The organism is Microbacterium schleiferi (assembly GCF_038150145.1).
Classification (GTDB): Bacteria; Actinomycetota; Actinomycetes; order Actinomycetales; family Microbacteriaceae; genus Microbacterium; species Microbacterium schleiferi_B.
In genome coordinates, this window is record NZ_JBBWSA010000005.1 from 57,572 (window position 1) to 76,104 (window position 18,533).

Below are 18,533 nucleotides of genomic sequence, written 5' to 3' on the forward strand. Positions count from 1 at the left end.
GATATCTATGCCCGGGACGCCGCATCCAGCCACCACGACCGCCACCGGATCCGACATTCGGGTCCGCTTCTGCCCGTCACCGACGGGTCTACCGCACGTCGGGCTGATGCGCACGGTGCTGTTCAACTGGGCCTACGCGCGGCACAACGGGGGAAAGCTCATCTTCCGCATCGAAGACACGGATGCCGCCCGGGACTCCGAAGAGAGCTACAACCAGCTGCTCGACGCGCTGCGGTGGCTCAGGATCGACTGGGATGAGGGCGTCGAGGTCGGCGGTCCCCACGCGCCCTACCGGCAGTCCCAGCGCCACGAGATCTACCGCGGCGTGCTCGACAAGCTCATCGATGCCGGCGTCGTGTACGAGAGCTATTCGACAGCCGAAGAGATCGACGCGCGCAACGAGGCGAACGGGCGTGCCAAGCAGCTCGGCTACGACAACTACGACCGCGACCTCACTGACGAGCAGAAAGCAGCGTTCCGCGCCGAGGGCCGTGAGCCCGCGTGGCGTCTACGCGTACCCGATCACGACCTCACCTACGTCGACCTCATCCGCGGCGAGGTCACCTTCCCGGCCGGGTCCTTCCCCGACTTCGTCATTGTGCGGGCCGGCGGCGTGCCCCTGTACACGTTCGTGAACCCGGTCGATGACGCTCTCATGGGCATCACTCACGTCATCCGTGGCGAAGATCTGATGCCCTCAACCGCACGCCAGCTCGCTCTCTATGACGCGCTCGTGACCGCCGGCGTCACCGACTTCGTGCCCCGGTTCGGCCACATGCCGCTCGTGCTGGGGGAGGAGGGCAACAAGAAGCTCTCCAAGCGCGACCCGAAGGCAGACCTGTTCTTGCAGCGCGAGAAGGGCTTCATCCACGAGGGGTTGCTGAACTACCTCGCCCTGCTCGGCTGGTCGATCGCTCCCGACCGCGATGTCTTCTCGCTCGACGAGCTCGTCGCCGCGTTCGATATCGCCGACGTCAACCCGAACCCCGCTCGCTTCGATCAGAAGAAGGCAGAGTCGATCAACGGCGACCACATCCGGATGCTGGAAGCCGAAGACTTCGCTTCCCGTCTGATTCCGTACCTGGTCGCCGCCGGGGTCGTGTCGGATCCGCTGACTGACGCGCAGCTGGAGATGCTCGCGGCATCCGCCCCGCTCGTGCAGGAACGGATGCAGCTGCTCGGTGACGCTCCCGGGTTGCTCGGGTTCCTCTTCACGGATGCCGTCACCTATGAGGACGACGCCCTCGCGTCTCTGCCTGCCAACGCGGGTGAGGTGCTGGTGGCCGGTGTGGGTGCGATCGAGTTGATTCCCGAGGCGGAGTTCACTGCCGCCGCGATTCAGGAGTCCCTCGCTGCTGCGCTCAGCGAGGGCCTCGGTCTCAAGCCGCGCGTCGCCTACGGACCGCTGCGGGTCGCACTCAGCGGCCGTCGCGTCTCGCCGCCGCTGTTCGAGTCCATGGAACTCTTGGGCAAGGATGCGTCGGTCCGCCGCTTCGGGGCACTCGTCGATCACCTCGCCGCGAGCTGAGACGCGCCGCTGCCGGGTCTGGTTTGGCGGGGCCTTTCGCGTCGTCTAGACTTGACCCTTGGCGCCCGTTCCGGCGGGAACCCTTGGGGTATGGTGTAATTGGCAACACGGCTGATTCTGGTTCAGTTGTTCTTGGTTCGAGTCCAGGTACCCCAGCAGTAGTTTTCGCAGGATTCCGCAGGTTTCGTCGTTTATGATGACCCGCGCGTGCGACGCACCCCCGTCGAGGGCGCGCCGTCGCGAGCCCTCGGGGGCGCCTAGGCTGAGCCCGTGACAAGTCGTGAGTCGCAGGCGTGGGAGTGCCCGACGTGCGGCGACCGGCTACGGTACGAGATCCTCGACGATGAACGTTTCCTCGTCGCATGGTCGTGCGTCAGGTGCGGGCTCGTACGCACGACGGAACCCACCTAGGCCGATCGAACCGGACCGGAACGATCGGGCGCGCGCGGGGTCGACTCTCGCAGGCTGGATGTCGAAGGAGGCCCCATGATCGCGGAACTCAATCGACTGATCGATGTCATCGACGACGATCTATCCGAAGACCTCGATGTCGCGTCGCTGGCGCGGGAGTCGGGCGTGACGGAGTACCACCTGCGGCGGATGTTCTCGTCTTTGGTCGGGATGCCACTGTCGGAGTACGTGCGGCGGCGACGGATGACGGTGGCAGCTGCGGCGGTCGTCGCCGGTGACCCGCTGCTCGACATCGCGGTGCGGTTCGGGTACGGGTCGACCGAAGCCTTTGGCCGGGCGTTTCGCGCCGTCCACGGCTCGACGCCCGCCGAGGTGCGCGTGAGTGGCGGTCCCCTTCGTACGCAACCGAAACTCAGGCTCCGCCTGACCGTCGAAGGGAACACCACCATGGACACGCGCATCGCCGAACGCCCCGCGTTCCGTCTGGTCGGACACGCCGCTCGCGTGCCGCTCATCAACGAAGGAATCAATCCGCACATCCAGACGTACATCGCCGCACTGCCTGAGAGCGAACACGCCCGACTCAAGGGGCTCAGCAGCACCGAACCGAGCGGCTTGCTGCAGGTGAGTGACGGCGTCGATCCGGACTACCGGGAGGGAACCGAGCTCACCTACCTGCACGGCGTCGCACTGGATGCTGAGGCCCCCGTGCCCGACGATCTTGATGTGATCGAGGTCGAGGCAGGGGAGTGGGCGGTGTTCCGCACGTCAGGACCGTACCCCGCAGCGCTCCAGGAGGCCTACGCGGCCTCCGCGTCGGACTGGTTCCCCGCCAACCCCTGGCAGCTGCGTCCCGGTCCCTCGATCGTCGCCGTCCTCGAACGCGCCGACGACTTCAGTACCGCAACGACGGAGCTCTGGATGCCGATCGCACGCCGCTCATAGGTCACCTGCTCGGCGCCTACCGCATCGCGGTCAGCAGTCCTGCGGCATCCAGCTCGAACTCAGCGTCCAGCCTCAGCCGATCCAGGAATCCGCGGTCATGACTGACCACGATGATCGCCCCGCGGTAGGCGCCGAGCGCATCGATGAGTTGCTCCGTGGTCTGAAGGTCGAGGTTGTTGGTCGGTTCATCGAGCACGATCAGCTGAGGTGGCGGGTCGGTGAGGAGCACCTGCGCGAGCGCGACGCGAAAGCGCTCGCCGCCCGAGAGGGCTCCGACGGGCCGATCCACCATGGTGCCGCGTACGAGGAGCCGCGCGAGCCGGTTGCGAAGCTCAACTCGCGGAACGTGGGGGGCGACCCGTGTCACGTTCTCCATAACGGATGCAGCGTCGTCGAGGTTGTCGAGCCGTTGTGAGAGCTTGCCGATGCGGTGAACGTGCGCGACCGCCGCGGCCGTCCCAGGCGCCGCCGCCACGCCGGAAATAAGCCCCTCCAGCAGGGTCGTCTTGCCGACCCCGTTCTGTCCCGTAATCGCGATGCGCTCCGGTCCCTGGATGATGATCGTGCGCCCGTCGCTCCCCGTGAACTCGGCGATCCGCTTGCCTGGAGGGACGGCCGGGTCGGGAAGGTCGATGCCAAGGCGGTCGTCATCACGGATGCGTGACTCGGCCTCCTGCAACGAGCGCTGCGCCGACTGCATCCGATCATCGAGCAACGAGCGCTGCTTTCCTTGGGTCTTTTCGGCAGAGTTGCGTCGGTCATTGACGACGGCGCCGATGTACTTGCGGTTGGCGGCATCCTTCTTCCCCTGCCGCTGGCTGTGCGCGATACGCTCGGCTGCGGCGATGCGCTGCCGCTTCTCGACGCGCACCGCGTGCTCCGCGGAGCGTACCGCGCGCTCGGCCGCCTCCTGGTCCCGCGAGACCTGCTCTCGGAACGCGGAGTACGGACCGCCGTACAGCGTCAGCGAACCGGCCCGCAACTCAGCGGTGTGCTGCATCAGCTCGAGCAACTCGAGATCGTGACTGACGACGATCACCGGACCGCCCCATGCGCCGATGAGGTCGTGGACTCGCGTCCGTCCGTGGGCGTCGAGATTGTTCGTCGGCTCGTCAAGCAGCGCAATGTCGGCTCCACGCATCCGGATGCCGGCGAGCGCGGCGACTGTCGCTTCCCCGCCCGAGATCGTCGTGACGGGTCGGTTCAGGTCGTCGATGTCGACGCCCGCAGCGCTCAGGGTGGCGATCGCTCGCTCTTCGATGTCCCAGTCTGCGCCGATCGTGTCGAACAGGGCGGGGTTGATCGCTCCCCGTTCGATCGCGGCTATCGCGTCCACGATCGAACGGATGCCGAGAAGATCGACGAGGGTATGGCTAGGGTCGGCATCCGTCCGTTGGGGCAGATAGTCGACGACGCCTGCCGCCTGGACGGATCCCGACGTCGGCCGGAGTTTCCCGGCGATCAGGCGCAGCAGCGTCGACTTGCCGACACCGTTGAGGCCGACCAGTCCCGTCGAGCCGGGTGGGAACGAACCCGACACGGCGTCGAGAACGCGGTGGCCGTCGGGCCAGCTGAATGTGAGGTCGTGCAGAACGACGGAAGGAATGGGGGCAGGCATGCGGAACTCCAGAACGTGTCGGTTCCTGACGAAGTCAGGGGTGACGCTGACACGGGTCCGCAGAAAGGGAGGATGGTCCGGTCAGCAGGGGATGCTGAAGCCCGAACCTGTCATGTCTCTTCCTTGCCGTTCACTCCCTCTCACGAGCAGCGGATGCCGCAGGAGTGCGACCTCAGTATGCCACTGCCGCCGCTGTACGCAAACGCGCCTTTCGCGTTCCCTAGTGGGACAGGTGCTTCGCGAGGAACTCACGGCACCGTTCGAAGGCGACGTCACCCTCGGGATGGACACCCGGGAAAAAGTAGAAGCCGTGCGGCATCCCCGCGGGCCAGTAGCCGTCGGTGGGAGAGCCTGCCTTCTCAACCAGGGATGCGAACTCCCGCGCCGAGTCGCCGGCGACGGCGACGCGCGACGGATCGCCGCCGACTCGGCCCGCCTCCCGCACGAGCCACGCATAGACGTCGGCGACATCGTTCAGGGGCGTGGGGAAGGGATACTCCGGAGCCATCCGATAGTTCGTCGACACGACGACGACGGAGTTATCGCGCGCCAGACGCCGAGTGATGTAGGCGGTGTCGAAGTCTGAGCCCACCGTGAACCCGCCGCCATGGGCATACAGGATGACGGGCAGCGCGGCATCCTGGTCAACGGCGTGCGGCCGGTAGACCTGAGCACTGACATATCCGTTGCGCACGGGGAGGTAGACCGTCGTCTCCTCCACGTCGGGGACCGCTTCCTCGGCCGAGGGTGGGATGAGCGCCGGATCGGGCTTGCGGATGCGGTCGGCACCGATGTAGCCCGTGCGCACCGGGAGGATCATCATGTCGCGGAGCGCAACGGGCTGGCGATTGTTCGCAATGACCCGGTATGACGGCATCGCGGGATCGTCGGGGGAGATGTAGCTCAGCCCGTCGATCTCCTTTACGACAGTGACATCTTCGGCAGCGTGAGCAGTGCAGCGTCAATCATGTGACCTCCCCGATCCGGGGCGATGCTATCCGACCTGCGCGGCTGGGTCCATCCCCGCGTCTGGTCCGTCGTGTAGGTCTCAGCGCGTGCCCGCAGCCAGACGGATCTGCACGATGTTCTCGGTTTCGTCGATCTCGGCGACCTGCGGATGCGCCTTGATGAACTCCGTGAAGCTGCGGAAGCCCAGGGCGCGCTCGCTGAAGCCGGGATCCAGGCGCGTTATCAGGCTCTTGACCACGTTCGCGTGCTGCCAGTCCGTGCCCTCGCGGTCGCCCTCCAGCCGCAACGCCCGCTCGAGAAGCTCGGCGCCCGGATCTGCGGACTTCTTGCGGCTGCGGCGCGTCTTGCCGGACGCCTTGTCTTCGGCATCCTTCGCCGGCTGGCGCTCGATGCCGGGGAGAGCGTCATAGGTGTCGAAGCGGTCACAGGCCGCGGCGAGGGAGCGGGCGCTGGAGCCTGCAACGCCGACTCCCACGACGAAGCGACCGAGGCGCTTGCAGCGCTGCGCGAGCGGCACGTAATCCGAATCACCGGCGACGATCACCACGTGCGAAAGGTCGGGCAGCCGAAACATGTCCTCGACGGTATCCACGGCGAGCCGAATGTCGGCACCGTTCTTCGCGTACGCAGCGGCCGGGAACAGCTGCACGAGATCGACCGCGCGAGCAACGAGCTGCGAACGGTACTCGGCGTTGACAGGCGACGACCAGTCCGCGTATGCCCGCGTAAGCACGAGTGTGCCGAAGGATGCCGCGTAGTCGATGATCGCGCCGAGATCCACGGTGGCTGCGGCCAACCGCTCCGCGATCTCCGGTTCGGTCGGATCGGATGCGATGCGCTGCCGGTCCCTGCCGTAGGCGTTGCGGCCATGTACGGTGTCGTACCAGGACATCACGATGTTGTCGAAGTCCAGATACACGGCTACGCGTGGGTCGGTTCTCTCAGCCATGCTCACTCCTCGTGGGTCCACGGGCGCCCGCCTGCTTCCCCCCGAGCCTAGTCTCGACATCCGTCGGCCCACACGGGTCGCGCTTTTCCGCAGATCGCGGAGGATCCGTAGGATGCCAGCATCGGTGGTGGAGCGGAGGACGCCCATGTCGCCCGTGTCTCGCGGTTTCGGTGCTCGTCGGCGCGGAACGAACGACCGGTTGCCGCCGGGGCAGTACCTGACGACCGACTTCCCGGTGCTGTCGGCTGGCCCGACGCCGCGCATCGACACGAGTGCGTGGAGCTTTACTGTTCGTGACGAACGGGGTGGATCGCGGGCATGGACGTGGGATGAGTTCCGTGCGCTTCCGTTCGAAGACATCCACACCGACATCCACTGCGTGACGCGCTGGTCGAAGCTCGACACGACCTGGCGAGGCGTCTCGGTCGACACGCTCCTGGCGGGCGTCGAGACGGATGCCGAGGCGGCGATGGCGCACAGCTTCGGCGGGTACACGACGAACGTGCCGATGTTGGACCTGCTCGGCGGAAACGCCTGGGTGGTGACGGAGTTCGACGGCGCACCGATCGACCCCGAACACGGTGGTCCCGCCCGGCTGCTGGTGCCGCACCTGTACTTCTGGAAGAGCGCCAAATGGGTCAGTGGTCTGTCGCTGCTGCGCCGCGACGAACCGGGTTTCTGGGAGCAGAACGGCTACAACATGCACGGCGATCCGTGGCGCGAGGAGCGGTATTGGTGACGGTTGGGGCCTGGCTTGCGGCATCCGTGCTGGAGGTGCGCCCCGCCGGGTTCGGCGCCCGCACTCTTGTCCTCGACGTTCCTGAGTGGCCGGGGAACCTGCCAGGACAACACCTGGATCTTCGCCTGACCGCCGAGGACGGTTATCAGGCGGTGCGGTCGTACTCGATCGCGTCGTTCGGTTCCGGCACCGCCGTTGAGCTGGGCGTCGACGAGGTCGAGGACGGTGAGGTCTCTCCCTACCTGGTCGAGGACGTGCGCGCCGGTGACCAGATGGAAGCGAAGGGACCGCTCGGTCAGTACTTCGTTTGGGACGCGACCGACCCGTCGCCGGTTCAGCTGATAGCCGGCGGATCAGGAATCGTGCCGCTGATCGCCATGGTGCGCGCGCACGTGGCTGCAGACGCCTCGGCGTCGATGCGTCTCGTGTATTCGGTGAAGGATGCCGACCGGGCGATGTACCGAGACGAACTGCTCGCGCTCGATGCGCCGCGGATCTCGGCAACCTGGGCGTACACGCGCGCGGCTCCCGACGATTGGTCTGGTACCGTCGGCCGGCTCAGCGCTCCTGCGCTCGCCGATGCGCTGCACCCGGCGTCCGTCGACCCGGTCAGCTTCGTTTGTGGGCCGACGCCGTTCGTCGAGTTCGTCGCCGGGGCGCTCGTCTCGTTGGGGTATCGAGCCGAGCGCATCCGCACGGAGCGGTTCGGAGGAGGATCATGACCGCCACCACACATCCGCTGCCCGATCTACCAGCAGCCACGCGGCCGAGCTTGGTCGATGGGAACGCCCTCGTCGGCATTCTCGAGGAGGCCTTTGGCGCTGCAGCCGAAACGCTCACGCTCACCTGCGGGGCATGCGCCGACGCTGTAGCGCTCGCCGAAGCGGCGGTCGAGCTGGCACCGACATCCGCGATCGTGCGGTGTCGCCGCTGCACGCACACCACGCTCACCGTGCGCTGGAGTGCGCACGACCTCGTCATCGATGGCGCAAGCTGTCAGATGACGGTGCAGCGTGGCGCGCGCTGAATCCATGGATCCTCCGCTCCCCGACGGTTACGGAGCGCAGTCGTAGACGACGTCGGGTGCGTCGGCGACCGTCTCGCACGTTGCCTCGACCCACTCGCGGATCTGTGCCGAGGTCGTCGACGTTCCGCCTGAGGGAGTGCTCGCACCCTGTCCTGCCATGCCGGTGGCCAGCACGTACCGCAGGCTGCCGTCGGCGATGAGTGCCCGGAACTCGTCGAGCGTGGGGACTGCATCGTTGCCGTTGAAGCCACCGATCGGCAGCACCGATCCGCCATCGGTCGCGAGAATGATTCCTGCAGCGCTTTGAGCACCGAAGGACGCGACCAGGTAATCCGCGTCATCCTGGTTCTGCTGTAGCCAGGCGATCAGGTCGTTGGATGCCGCGCCGCCCCGGCTGGTTATGCTTCCGGCGGCGCCGTTGGTCGCTTGTCCGGATGCCGCACCTCCCTGTCGCGGCCCGAGCCCGGGGCTTTGTCCCGGAACGCTGTCAGCCTGACCCGGTGCGTTACCCGGGGCCGCTCCCGCCCCCTGTCCCGGACCGCCGCCGGGGACGCTTCCGAATCCGGGTGCTCCACCGCCCTGCCCGCCCGGCCCCATGCCGCCCATGTCTGAGACGCCCCCGGCAACCGGATTGATATCGCTGGGATAGGCGATGGTCACCACCTCGGCGGCCAGGCAATCCAAGACGGACGACACTGCTGACACGCCGCTGACGACGTCCGGCGGCGGCGTGCTCTCAGGGGCAGACGGGGCCGGTGCATGCGATAACCCCTCGCTGGGGACCGAGACTTCAGCCGAGGAGCCGCTGCTGCCGCCTCCGGCAGCAGCGTGGTGGCGGCACCCGGGAGTGTTCGGTGCGGCCGGACTCGCGCTCGCGGTCGGGCTCGGACTCGGGCTTGCGCTACCTGCTGTCTGGACGGATCGACCCGACTTCATTGCCGGCGTCGACCGCGACGCTCCGGTTGACCCGACCGAGGCGTGGATCCGTCAGGCGGAACGGGCTCTTGACGTGGACGCAGGCAACCTCCGGCAGTACGAGCAGGTGCAAGGCGTGACGATGTGGACGGGCACGAACGCTGTCGGTGCACGGTGCCTCATTGTCGCCTGGGGGGAGCTGTGGGGGAACGGGAGTTGCACGCCCGCACCCCTGGACCCGGTCGTCGACTTCCGCGTGAATCCCGACATCCCCATGCCGCTGGCAGCGCCCCTGGACGAGGGCGGCGTCGTGCGCTTTGTCGCTCGCGGCGACGTCGTCGAGATCTGGGTGCGCGAACCCACCGACACGGGAAGCGACCTCAGCGCGAGCTGATCGGGAGCGGCGGCCTCAGATGTCGACCGAGGCTCCGGCATCCAGTTCGAGGAACTCGCCCCCGCCCTGCTCGGTCGCCCACCGCAGACGCTGACGCCCCATCGTGCGTCCGATGATCGAGAGCGTCATGTCGTGTGTTCCGAAGCACATCCGTGGAGCGACAGCGAGGACGAAGTCCATGGCCTCCCCGATCTTCAACCACGGCGCGCCGACAGGAGCCGCCAGAAGCTTCACGTTCCGTCCTTCCGGCACCTCGTACGAGTCGCCCGGATAGTAGAGACGGTCGTTCACCAGCACACCGACGTTGTCGATGACGGGGATCGATTCGTGGATGACGGCGTGCTTGCCGCCGAAGAACTCGAGCTCGAACGGGCCGACTTTCATGCTGTCGCCGGGCGAGACCACCGTGACATCGAACCCCGCGGCGGCGTCGGCGAGGCCCTGGGGCCCGATGATCTGCGCCTTCGGTGCGTTGCTGAGGATGCGACGCAGATGCTCCGGTGTCCAATGGTCGGGGTGCTCATGCGTGAGCACGATGGCCACGACATCGCCGTCATCCGGGAGCGGATCGGTGAACGATCCCGGATCGACGATCAGCGTCTTACCGGAGTCGCGGATCGTGAGGGCAGCGTGCTCGTGCTTCGTGACTCGCATATCCCGAGTCAACCCTCGCGACGGGGCTCGAGGCAACCCCGCTGCGGTCTTCGCGTCGATTTGGCCGGCCGTTCGGATGCATGGCATAATCGAACGGTTGTCTTGCGGCCCCATCGTATAGCGGCCTAGTACGCCGCCCTCTCACGGCGGTAACGCGGGTTCGAATCCCGCTGGGGTCACCAACACACGAAAGCCCGGTCTCGTACCGGGCTTTCGTGCGTTCGGGATGCCTGTTGTTGTCTCGCAACTTATCCGGGTTGGGCCCACGCCGCCGGAGGCTCCGCGAGGCGCGCAGCGGCTCGCGGAGTGGCGGCGGGTTCGAATCCCGCTGGGGTCACCAACACACGAAAGCCCGGTCTCGTACCGGGCTTTCGTGCGTTCGGGATGCCTGTTCGCGCAGCGGCGCCCTCTGCGGATGAATCTCGCAGGTAGGCGAACTCGCGGGCGTAGGACGTTTGAGGGCTCAGTCGTCCTACGCCCAGGATTCCTCCTACCTCGGAAAGTCCATGCGAAGCATCCTGCCTCTGCCTGAGAGCGTCGGAGCGCCGACGTAGGCTGGCGGCCGTGCTGACCACATTGGCAATCGAGGGCTACCGCTCCATCCGAAGCCTGGTCCTGCCGCTCTCGCCGTTGACGGTTGTAACCGGCGCGAACGGAAGCGGAAAGTCGAGCCTGTATCGCTCGTTGCGTCTGCTGGGGGCCGCGGCGCGGGAAGGCGCCATCCGTGCCCTCGCCGCTGAAGGCGGTTTTCCGGGTACGTTGTGGGCCGGGCCTGAGGCCGGCGCACCGACGAGCGGTCCCGTGCAGGGCACGGTGCGGAAAGGACCGATCGCGCTGCGACTGGGTTTCGGGTCGGATGCCGCAGGCTTCGGCTACGCCATGGATCTTGGCATCCCGATCCCCGCCACAACGATGTTCTGGGCAGACCCCGAGATCAAGGCCGAGGCCGTCTGGGGTGGGTCGGTGCTTCGCAACGGCTCGCTCGTCTGCGAGCGACGCGGCGCGATCTACCGTGTTCGCACCGACGCCGGTTGGCAGATGGCGCAGAGAGGGCTCGCACCGTGGGAGAGCATGCTGGCGGAATTCGGCGACATGGATGCCGCGCCAGAGGTCTTGGGCCTTCGCTCAGGCCTGCGCGACTGGCGTTTCTATGACGCGGTCCGTACTGACGCTGACGCTCCCGCTCGACGTCCCGCCATCGGCACACGGACTCCGATCCTGGCGTCCGATGGGAGCGATCTGGCCTCGGCGCTGCAGACCATCCGGGAGCAGGGTGATCCCCACGCACTCGACGCAGCGATTGAGCTCGCGTTCCCCGGCAGCAGGCTTGTCGTCACTGACCACGCGGGGAGGTTCGAACTCTCGCTGCGACAGCCGGGGATGCTGCGGCCCCTGTCTGCGCCCGAGCTGTCCGACGGGACGCTGCGCTACCTCGTGTGGGTGGCGGCTCTCATGAGCACACGGCCCGCGAGCCTCATCGCCGTCAACGAACCCGAGACCAGCCTGCATCCCAGCATCCTGGAGCCACTCGCGGCGATGCTCACGGATGCGGCGACCCGATCCCAGATCATCGTCGTCTCGCACTCGAAGACGCTCGTCGACGCGCTGGAGAGGTCCGGCGCGACGGTTCACACGCTGGAGAAAACAGGCGGGGAGACGCGACTTCGAGGTCAGGGGTCGCTCGACGCTCCTGCGTGGGTCTGGCCCACGCGCTGATCGCCCGCGAGCGGGCGGTGCCCGCGAGTCAGTCCTCCGAAGCCGGGCTGCGTCGCCGGCGAACCAGAACGACGACTCCCCAGACCAGCCCGCCGACTACCGCGACGACGGCAATCCAGGGGACGAGGAAGCCGAGCGCAACAACGATGCCGTTGAGCGTTGCGACCAGACCGTTCCAGCCGGCCACCAGGCCGTCCCAGAACCCCGCGGGGTTGGCGTCGACAGCCTCGTGACGCACGGTGAGTGACACGCTCAGCGACGACATCGCGACCTGGTCCTCGAGCGTCTCGAGCTGCTGCTGGTAGGACTCGAGCGTCGCCTGCCGCTCGGCGAGCGCAGACTCGGCGGCGATCAGGTCCGACACCGACCCCGCCTGCGCCATGAGTTCCACCAGGCGGTCGACTGACGCCTGTGCGGCATCCACCCTCGCCTGCAGGTCGACGACCTGGTCGGTGACATCGAACCGGTCGATCGAGGATGCCGTCACCTCACCCACCTGCTCCAGGTCGGCCATGGCGGCAGTGAGCTCATCGGCGGGTACGCGCACGGTTATCCAGCCGTTGGTCACCGCGACGGTGGGGTCTGCCAGGTCGACGGGCATTCCGGTGTATCCCGATCCAATGCTCATCGACTCGACGTACCCGCCGCGCGCGTCAGCTCCCGCCGCGATCTGGTCTGCGGCGGCGCGCACGTCGTCGACGACGACTGTTGCAGATGAGGAGGCGATGATCGAGCGGCCGGAGTCGTCGACTGCCGATTCCGCGCTTTTGGCGCCGCCCGAACTGTCGACGACCGCTCCGTCCGTGAGCGCGATCTCGCCGCCCGACATGCCGCCATCCATGGACATGTCGGCTGACATCATGCCGCTGTCCGCGCTCTCGTTCGCACTCAGTCCGCTGAGCACGGCAGGCGAGATGATGGCCGCGAGTGCGACAACCGCCGCAGCTGCTGCTCCCGTCATCCATACCCGGCCGCGCCGCACGGAACGGCGAACGGATGCTGCACGCTCACCTTCGATGGCCGTGAAAACATGGTCTTCCATCACTGCGACGCGGTCATCGTCAAGCGGCGGAAGGGCGGGGCGTGTCTCGGTTTCCGGGAGTCGGTCCGCGCCGGAAGGCTGGGGGTTTTCGGTGTTCATGTGCTCTCCTTGGCAACGGTCCGCAGACGCGTGCGGATGCGGGAGAGACGGTTACGGACCGATCCGTGCGGGATGCCGAGCTGTTCGGCTGCCGCACTGTACGCGTAGCCCTCGGCAGCGCATAGGCGAAGGATCTCGCGGTCGGTGTCCGAGAGGGTGGCGATCTCTGCGGCGATCAGGCGGAGGTACTCCTGGTCGATCACCTGCTGCTCGACGTCCACCGTCGCCGGGATGGTTTCATCCACGACGGGCCCGGTGTGATCGCGGTCTTTCCGTTGCGCGCGCATCCGGTTCGCCGACTGGAATCGGCAGATCGTCGCCAGCCACGGCAGCAGCGACTCCGACGCCAGATCGAGCTCCGGAAGCTTGCGCCATGCGACGACGAAGGTCTCCTGAACGACATCCTCGGCATCCGAGGAATCGCCGAGGAGACGGTGGGCGATCCAGTACACCGGTCGGACGTAGGCCCGATAGAGCATGCGGAAGGCCTGCTCGCTGCCGCCGGCGGCGCGGGCGACGAGCTCGGCGTCACCCGTGGTCACTGCATCGGTCATCGCTACCCCTCGCACCGTCCATCGGCGCGCCTCATTGTCTCTCACTCGCTCAGTGTCGGCATCCGGCCATTCGTCTCACGTATCCTGGAGCGGCGAGAGGGAGTATCCCGTTCTTGCGCGTTCGTCATCACGGGCCGACTGCCCCGGGCGCGCACCGCGACACGCGGGGGAGAGACTTTCGGTGACCGCAATGCCCTCCTGCCGCGAAAGGCTCCCGTGGATCTCACCCTCCCGCTCTGGTTCGAGATCGGTTCGCTCGTCGCGCTGACGCTGATCCTTGTGGCCGACCTGCTCATCATCTTGAAGCGGCCCCACATCCCGTCGACGCGGGAATCGACCCTGTGGGTTGTCTTCTATGTGACCCTCGCGCTGATCTTCGCGGGCCTCATGTGGCTGATCGCCGGCGGCGAATATGCGGGTCAGTTCGTTGCCGGGTGGCTCACCGAGTACAGCCTGTCGATCGACAACCTGTTCGTCTTCGTGCTGATCATGAGTCAGTTCGCGGTGCCGCGCCGGTATCAGCAGGAAGTGCTGATGGTGGGGATCATCATCGCTCTCATCCTGCGGGGACTGTTCATCCTCGCCGGCGCCGCGATCATCGAGAACTTCAGCTGGGTCTTCTACATCTTCGGAGCGTTCCTCGTGTGGACCGCGTACCGACAGGCTTTCCCCGGCGCGGACCATGACGAAGACGTGAAAAAGGAGAACTTCGTCGTGCGGTTGGTGCGGCGCACCGTCGACATCAGCGACCACTATGACGGCGCGAAGATCCGCACGACGGTCGACGGAAAGCGGATGTTCACGCCGATGATCATCGTGTTCGTCGCGATCGGCGTGACCGACCTCATCTTCGCGATCGATTCGATCCCCGCGATCTTCGGAATCACCCAGAGCGCCTTCATCGTGTTCACCGCGAACATCTTCGCCCTCATGGGGTTGCGCCAGCTCTACTTCTTGCTCGGCGATCTGCTCGACCGTCTGCGTTACCTGCATTACGGCATCGCCTTCATCCTCGCCTTCATCGGCGTGAAGCTGTTCCTCCACGCGATGCACGTGAACGAGCTTCCATTCATCAACGGGGGAGAGCCGATCGACTGGGCGCCTGAGATCTCGACGCTCATGTCGCTCGGCGTGATCGTGATTTCGATGGTCGTCGCCACCGGGGCAAGCCTCCTGGCGTCTTCGCGCGAGCGTCGAGCTGGGGCCCAGGTAGAGCCCGCGGGGGCGGCGGATGCGGCATCCGTCGTCGCACAGGAGAAGGGCACGCCCTCGACGGTGGACGCCCCCGCACCGACCGAGAGCCCCGACGAGCGCGCCTGACACCGGTGGTAGTCTGAGCGAATGCGGATCGCTCGCCTCCTTCTTAGCGGCCGCGACGGGTCCTAGTTCTCAGGCCATCCCCGTCGCGGAGTTTCGTCGCGGGCTTGAACCACACTTTCCTGGAACGAAAGAGCTCATGAGCGAATCCATTGACGTCGGCATTCCCGATCACCCCCGTACCTTGGCTGAAAAGGTGTGGGACGACCACCTGGTAGTGAAGGGCGAGAACGGCCAGCCCGACCTGATCTACATCGATCTGCACCTGGTGCACGAGGTCACGAGCCCGCAGGCCTTCGATGGCCTGCGGGCCGAGGGGCGTCCGGTGCGCCGTCTTGATCTCACGATCGCGACCGAAGATCACAACACGCCGACGCTCGACATCGACAAGCCGATCGCCGATCTGACCAGCCGCACCCAGATCGAAACCCTGCGTCGCAACGCCGAAGAGTTCGGTGTGCGCCTGCATTCGCTCGGCGACAAGGAACAGGGCATCGTCCACGTCGTGGGACCGCAGCTCGGCCTCACGATGCCCGGCATCACGGTCGTCTGCGGCGACTCCCATACCTCGACCCACGGCGCTTTCGGTGCCATGGCGTTCGGCATCGGCACGAGCGAGGTCGAGCACGTGCTCGCGACCCAGACGCTGCCGCTCAAGCCCTTCAAGACGATGGCGATCACGGTCGAGGGCGAGCTGAAGCCCGGCGTCACCGCCAAGGACATCATCCTCGCCGTCATCGCGAAGATCGGCACCAACGGCGGCCAGGGTTACGTGCTCGAGTACCGCGGCTCCGCCATCCGCGCCCTCTCGATGGAGGGACGGATGACGATCTGCAACATGTCGATCGAAGCCGGTGCCCGCGCGGGAATGGTCGCCCCCGACGAGACGACGTTCGCATACCTCAAGGGTCGTCCGCACGCCCCTAAGGGGCAGGACTGGGACGACGCGGTCGCCTACTGGCGCACCCTTCCCAGCGACGAAGGCGCCGTCTACGACGCTGAGGTCTTCATCGATGCGAACGAGCTCGAGCCCTTCGTGACCTGGGGTACCAACCCCGGCCAGGGCGTCTCGCTGAGCGACCGCGTTCCCGCGCCTGAGTCGTTCACGGACCCGAACGAACGTGCCGCCGCCGAACGCGCCCTCGAGTACATGGATCTGGTTCCCGGCACACCGCTGAAGGATGTCGCCGTGGATGCCGTCTTCATGGGATCGTGCACCAACAGCCGCATCGAGGACCTCCGCGCTTTCGCATCCATCATCAAGGGCCGTACCAAGGCGGAGGGCGTGCGCGTCATGGTCGTGCCGGGGTCTGCCCGCGTCCGGCTGGAGGCAGAGGCCGAGGGTCTCGACAAGGTCTTCACCGATTTCGGCGCAGAGTGGCGGTTTGCCGGGTGCTCGATGTGCCTGGGCATGAACCCCGACCAGCTGGCTCCCGGTGAGCGGTGCGCGTCGACCTCCAACCGCAACTTCGAAGGTCGCCAGGGCAAGGGCGGGCGCACCCACCTGGTGTCGCCCCTGGTCGCGGCGGCGACCGCAGTGCGAGGCACGCTGTCGAGCCCGAGCGATCTCGACCCGATCGAGATCAGCGATTCGGTCGTGACAAGCGGAGCGGAGGCCTGACATGGACAAGTTCGTCACCCACACCGGTGTCGTCGCTCCACTGAAGCGCTCGGCCGTCGACACCGACCAGATCATCCCCGCCGTCTACCTCAAGCGCGTCACGAAGACCGGCTTCGAGGATGCGCTGTTCGCCAACTGGCGTCAGGACCCCGAGTTCATCCTGAACCAGCCGACTTTCGCGAACGCTTCCATCCTCGTTGCCGGCCCCGATTTCGGCACCGGATCCAGTCGTGAGCACGCCGTCTGGGCGCTGCGTGACTATGGCTTCCGGGTGGTCCTCAGCCCCAAGTTCGCGGATATCTTCCGCGGCAACTCGGGCAAGCAGGGCTTGCTCACCGGCGTCATCAGTGAGAGCGATCTTGAGGCGATCTGGGGCGTGATCGATGCCGACCCGGGCGTGCAGATGACCGTCGATCTCGAGGCGCGCACCGCGACGATTGGCGACCTTCAGGTCGCTTTCGACATCGACGATTACACTAGATGGCGGCTCCTGGAGGGGCTCGACGATATCGGGCTCACACTGCGAAACGAAGAAGCGATCACGCAGTTCGAGTCGCGCCGCGCATCCTGGCGGCCGCGAACCCTCCCCGTTCCGTAGCCGACTACCGAGGCATCAGCAGACCCGATCGGTCTCGCGGTGCCGAGATATAAGTGAGGTCCATCCCGGATGAAGACGCTTCTGAGCGACGAAGCCGCGCAGGCGGCAGGCACCGAACCGACCGGCGAGGTGCTGCTGGTGCGCGGCGGGCGCCCGCTGCGCGGACGGGTGACCGTCACGGGCGCGAAGAATCTCGCAACCAAGGCGATGGTCGCATCGTTGCTCGGCGACTCTCCGAGCACCCTGCGTGATGTGCCCCAGATCAGCGACGTCCGGGTGGTCCGTTCCCTCCTCGAAGTCCACGGGGTGAAGGTCACGGACGGAGCAGAGCCGGGCTCGCTCGTGCTCGATCCGACGGATGCCGTCTCGGCCCACATGGAAGAGATCGACGCCCACGCCGGTGCTTCCCGAATTCCGATCCTCTTCTGCGGCCCGCTGCTGCACCTGCTCGGCGAGGCGTTCATTCCCGACCTCGGTGGGTGCCGCATCGGCGACCGTCCGATCAACTTCCACCTGGACGCACTCCGCCAGTTCGGCGCGGTCGTCGAGAAGTTGCCGACCGGCATCCGTCTGTCGGCGCCGGAGGGGCTGCACGGTGCGAACATCGAGCTGCCGTACCCGAGTGTCGGCGCGACCGAGCAGGTGTTGTTGACTGCCGTTCGCGCTGCTGGTGTGACCGAGCTTCGGGGTGCGGCAATCGAGCCCGAGATCATGGATCTCATCGCGGTGCTTCAGAAGATGGGCGCGATCATCTCCTACGAGCCCAATCGCGTCATCCTCATCGAGGGTGTCGATGCGCTCTCCGGCTACGACCACCGGTGCATCTTCGACCGCAACGAGGCCGCGTCCTGGGCGTCGGCTGCGCTCGCGACCGACGGTGACATCTTCGTCGAGGGCGCGAAGCAGCAGGAGATGCTGACGTTCTTGAACATCTACCGCAAGGCTGGTGGCTGGTTTGATGTGCGCGAGGACGGCATCCAGTTCCGTCGCGGTGGGCCACTCAAGCCCGTGATCGTCGAAACGGACGTGCACCCCGGGTTCATGACGGACTGGCAGCAGCCACTGATCGTCGCGCTCACGCAGGCGGAGGGTGAGTCGGTCGTGCATGAAACCGTGTACGAGAACCGGTTCGGGTTCACTGACGCGTTGAACAAGATGGGCGCCAGTATTGTCGTGCACCCCGATGGTCTGGATGCGCCGTACCGTCGCGTTCCGAGGCGCGCTCTGGAGCAGGCTGCTGTCGTGACCGGCCCCACACCGCTGCACGGCGCTGATGTCGTCGTGCCTGACCTCCGCGGCGGCTACAGCCACCTGATCGCGGCCCTGGCGGCCGACGGCGAGTCAACCGTCCGCGGCGTCGGGATCCTGAGCCGCGGCTACGAGAAGCTCTTCACCAAGCTGTCGGCACTCGGCGCAGATTTCGATATCGTCGGCTGA

General features: G+C 66.5%; 18 protein-coding genes and 2 tRNA genes. 13 read left to right on the plus strand and 7 right to left on the minus strand.

All coding sequences use genetic code 11. From position 1 onward, the window contains the following. The first annotated feature begins 7 nt into the window (after positions 1-7). The 3 genes from gltX (at position 8) to AADH62_RS06715 (ending at position 2,884) form a co-directional block, all read left to right on the plus strand. Positions 8-1,528 carry a glutamate--tRNA ligase gene (gene gltX / locus AADH62_RS06705; protein WP_341578798.1) on the plus strand — a complete coding sequence of 507 codons (1,521 nt, stop codon included), beginning with the start codon at positions 8-10 and terminating at the stop codon, positions 1,526-1,528. Between the two features lie 84 nt (positions 1,529-1,612). Continuing rightward, positions 1,613-1,684, plus strand: a tRNA-Gln gene (locus AADH62_RS06710). Positions 1,685-2,014: 330 nt separating this feature from the next. Next, on the plus strand, positions 2,015-2,884 hold the full coding sequence (locus tag AADH62_RS06715; RefSeq protein ID WP_228178093.1) for an AraC family transcriptional regulator: 870 nt from the start codon (positions 2,015-2,017) through the stop codon (positions 2,882-2,884). Positions 2,885-2,900: 16 nt separating this feature from the next. On the opposite strand, the gene AADH62_RS06720 is transcribed toward AADH62_RS06715, so the two are convergent. The 3 genes from AADH62_RS06720 to AADH62_RS06730 form a co-directional block, all read right to left on the minus strand. Next, positions 2,901-4,502 (minus strand): ABC-F family ATP-binding cassette domain-containing protein, encoded by a 1,602-nt coding sequence (locus tag AADH62_RS06720; protein ID WP_292728471.1) that lies wholly within the window; start codon positions 4,500-4,502, stop codon positions 2,901-2,903. A gap of 220 nt (positions 4,503-4,722) precedes the next feature. Further along, positions 4,723-5,379 carry an alpha/beta hydrolase gene (locus AADH62_RS06725; protein WP_341578799.1) on the minus strand — a complete coding sequence of 219 codons (657 nt, stop codon included), beginning with the start codon at positions 5,377-5,379 and terminating at the stop codon, positions 4,723-4,725. Positions 5,380-5,550: 171 nt separating this feature from the next. Then, positions 5,551-6,420: an NYN domain-containing protein gene (locus AADH62_RS06730; protein ID WP_292728481.1), complete on the minus strand. Its 870-nt coding sequence runs from the start codon at positions 6,418-6,420 to the stop codon at positions 5,551-5,553. Positions 6,421-6,565: 145 nt separating this feature from the next. Here AADH62_RS06730 and AADH62_RS06735 point away from each other — a divergent pair, with 145 nt between their 5' ends. The 3 genes from AADH62_RS06735 to AADH62_RS06745 are packed head-to-tail and all read left to right on the plus strand — an operon-like array spanning position 6,566 to position 8,186. Then, positions 6,566-7,159: a sulfite oxidase-like oxidoreductase gene (locus tag AADH62_RS06735; RefSeq protein WP_292733981.1), complete on the plus strand. Its 594-nt coding sequence runs from the start codon at positions 6,566-6,568 to the stop codon at positions 7,157-7,159. Further along, the gene (locus AADH62_RS06740) at positions 7,156-7,881 is read left to right on the plus strand and encodes an FAD-binding oxidoreductase (RefSeq protein ID WP_292733987.1); all 726 of its coding nucleotides are present in this window, start codon (positions 7,156-7,158) and stop codon (positions 7,879-7,881) included. The genes AADH62_RS06735 and AADH62_RS06740 overlap by 4 nt, the downstream gene beginning before the upstream one ends. Beyond that, the gene (locus AADH62_RS06745; RefSeq protein ID WP_292733978.1) at positions 7,878-8,186 is read left to right on the plus strand and encodes a DUF6510 family protein; all 309 of its coding nucleotides are present in this window, start codon (positions 7,878-7,880) and stop codon (positions 8,184-8,186) included. The genes AADH62_RS06740 and AADH62_RS06745 overlap by 4 nt, the downstream gene beginning before the upstream one ends. A gap of 27 nt (positions 8,187-8,213) precedes the next feature. Here the strand turns inward: AADH62_RS06745 and AADH62_RS06750 are convergent, their stop codons facing one another. Beyond that, positions 8,214-8,846, minus strand: a complete 633-nt coding sequence (locus AADH62_RS06750; RefSeq protein WP_292733976.1) for a hypothetical protein — start codon at positions 8,844-8,846, stop codon at positions 8,214-8,216. Here AADH62_RS06750 and AADH62_RS06755 point away from each other — a divergent pair. After that, positions 8,839-9,495, plus strand: a complete 657-nt coding sequence (locus tag AADH62_RS06755; RefSeq protein WP_292733974.1) for a hypothetical protein — start codon at positions 8,839-8,841, stop codon at positions 9,493-9,495. The two genes, AADH62_RS06750 and AADH62_RS06755, sit on opposite strands and share 8 nt — an antisense overlap. 15 nt (positions 9,496-9,510) lie before the next feature. Here the strand turns inward: AADH62_RS06755 and AADH62_RS06760 are convergent, their stop codons facing one another. After that, the gene (locus AADH62_RS06760) at positions 9,511-10,149 is read right to left on the minus strand and encodes an MBL fold metallo-hydrolase (protein WP_228178103.1); all 639 of its coding nucleotides are present in this window, start codon (positions 10,147-10,149) and stop codon (positions 9,511-9,513) included. A 106-nt stretch (positions 10,150-10,255) separates the two neighbouring features. Between AADH62_RS06760 and AADH62_RS06765 the strand changes: the two genes are divergently transcribed. After that, a tRNA-Glu gene (locus AADH62_RS06765) sits at positions 10,256-10,331 on the plus strand. A gap of 382 nt (positions 10,332-10,713) precedes the next feature. Beyond that, positions 10,714-11,865, plus strand: a complete 1,152-nt coding sequence (locus tag AADH62_RS06770; RefSeq protein WP_341578800.1) for an AAA family ATPase — start codon at positions 10,714-10,716, stop codon at positions 11,863-11,865. Between the two features lie 28 nt (positions 11,866-11,893). Here AADH62_RS06770 and AADH62_RS06775 read toward each other — a convergent pair whose 3' ends face one another. Together AADH62_RS06775 and AADH62_RS06780 are read right to left on the minus strand one after the other, a co-directional pair. Next, positions 11,894-13,006: a DUF4349 domain-containing protein gene (locus tag AADH62_RS06775; protein ID WP_341578801.1), complete on the minus strand. Its 1,113-nt coding sequence runs from the start codon at positions 13,004-13,006 to the stop codon at positions 11,894-11,896. Next, entirely contained in the window at positions 13,003-13,560 is a 558-nt protein-coding gene (locus AADH62_RS06780) for a sigma-70 family RNA polymerase sigma factor (protein WP_331791508.1), read from the minus strand. Before AADH62_RS06780 ends, AADH62_RS06775 begins: the two co-directional genes overlap by 4 nt. A gap of 216 nt (positions 13,561-13,776) precedes the next feature. Here AADH62_RS06780 and AADH62_RS06785 point away from each other — a divergent pair, with 216 nt between their 5' ends. From AADH62_RS06785 to murA, 4 genes are all read left to right on the plus strand, one after another. Beyond that, entirely contained in the window at positions 13,777-14,880 is a 1,104-nt protein-coding gene (locus tag AADH62_RS06785) for a TerC family protein (protein ID WP_331791509.1), read from the plus strand. A 136-nt stretch (positions 14,881-15,016) separates the two neighbouring features. Beyond that, entirely contained in the window at positions 15,017-16,498 is a 1,482-nt protein-coding gene (gene leuC / locus AADH62_RS06790; RefSeq protein ID WP_341578802.1) for a 3-isopropylmalate dehydratase large subunit, read from the plus strand. Position 16,499: 1 nt separating this feature from the next. Then, positions 16,500-17,096, plus strand: coding sequence for a 3-isopropylmalate dehydratase small subunit (gene leuD, locus AADH62_RS06795; RefSeq protein WP_341578803.1), 597 nt, complete (start codon positions 16,500-16,502; stop codon positions 17,094-17,096). Positions 17,097-17,165: 69 nt separating this feature from the next. After that, on the plus strand, positions 17,166-18,533 hold the full coding sequence (gene murA, locus AADH62_RS06800) for a UDP-N-acetylglucosamine 1-carboxyvinyltransferase (RefSeq protein ID WP_341578804.1): 1,368 nt from the start codon (positions 17,166-17,168) through the stop codon (positions 18,531-18,533).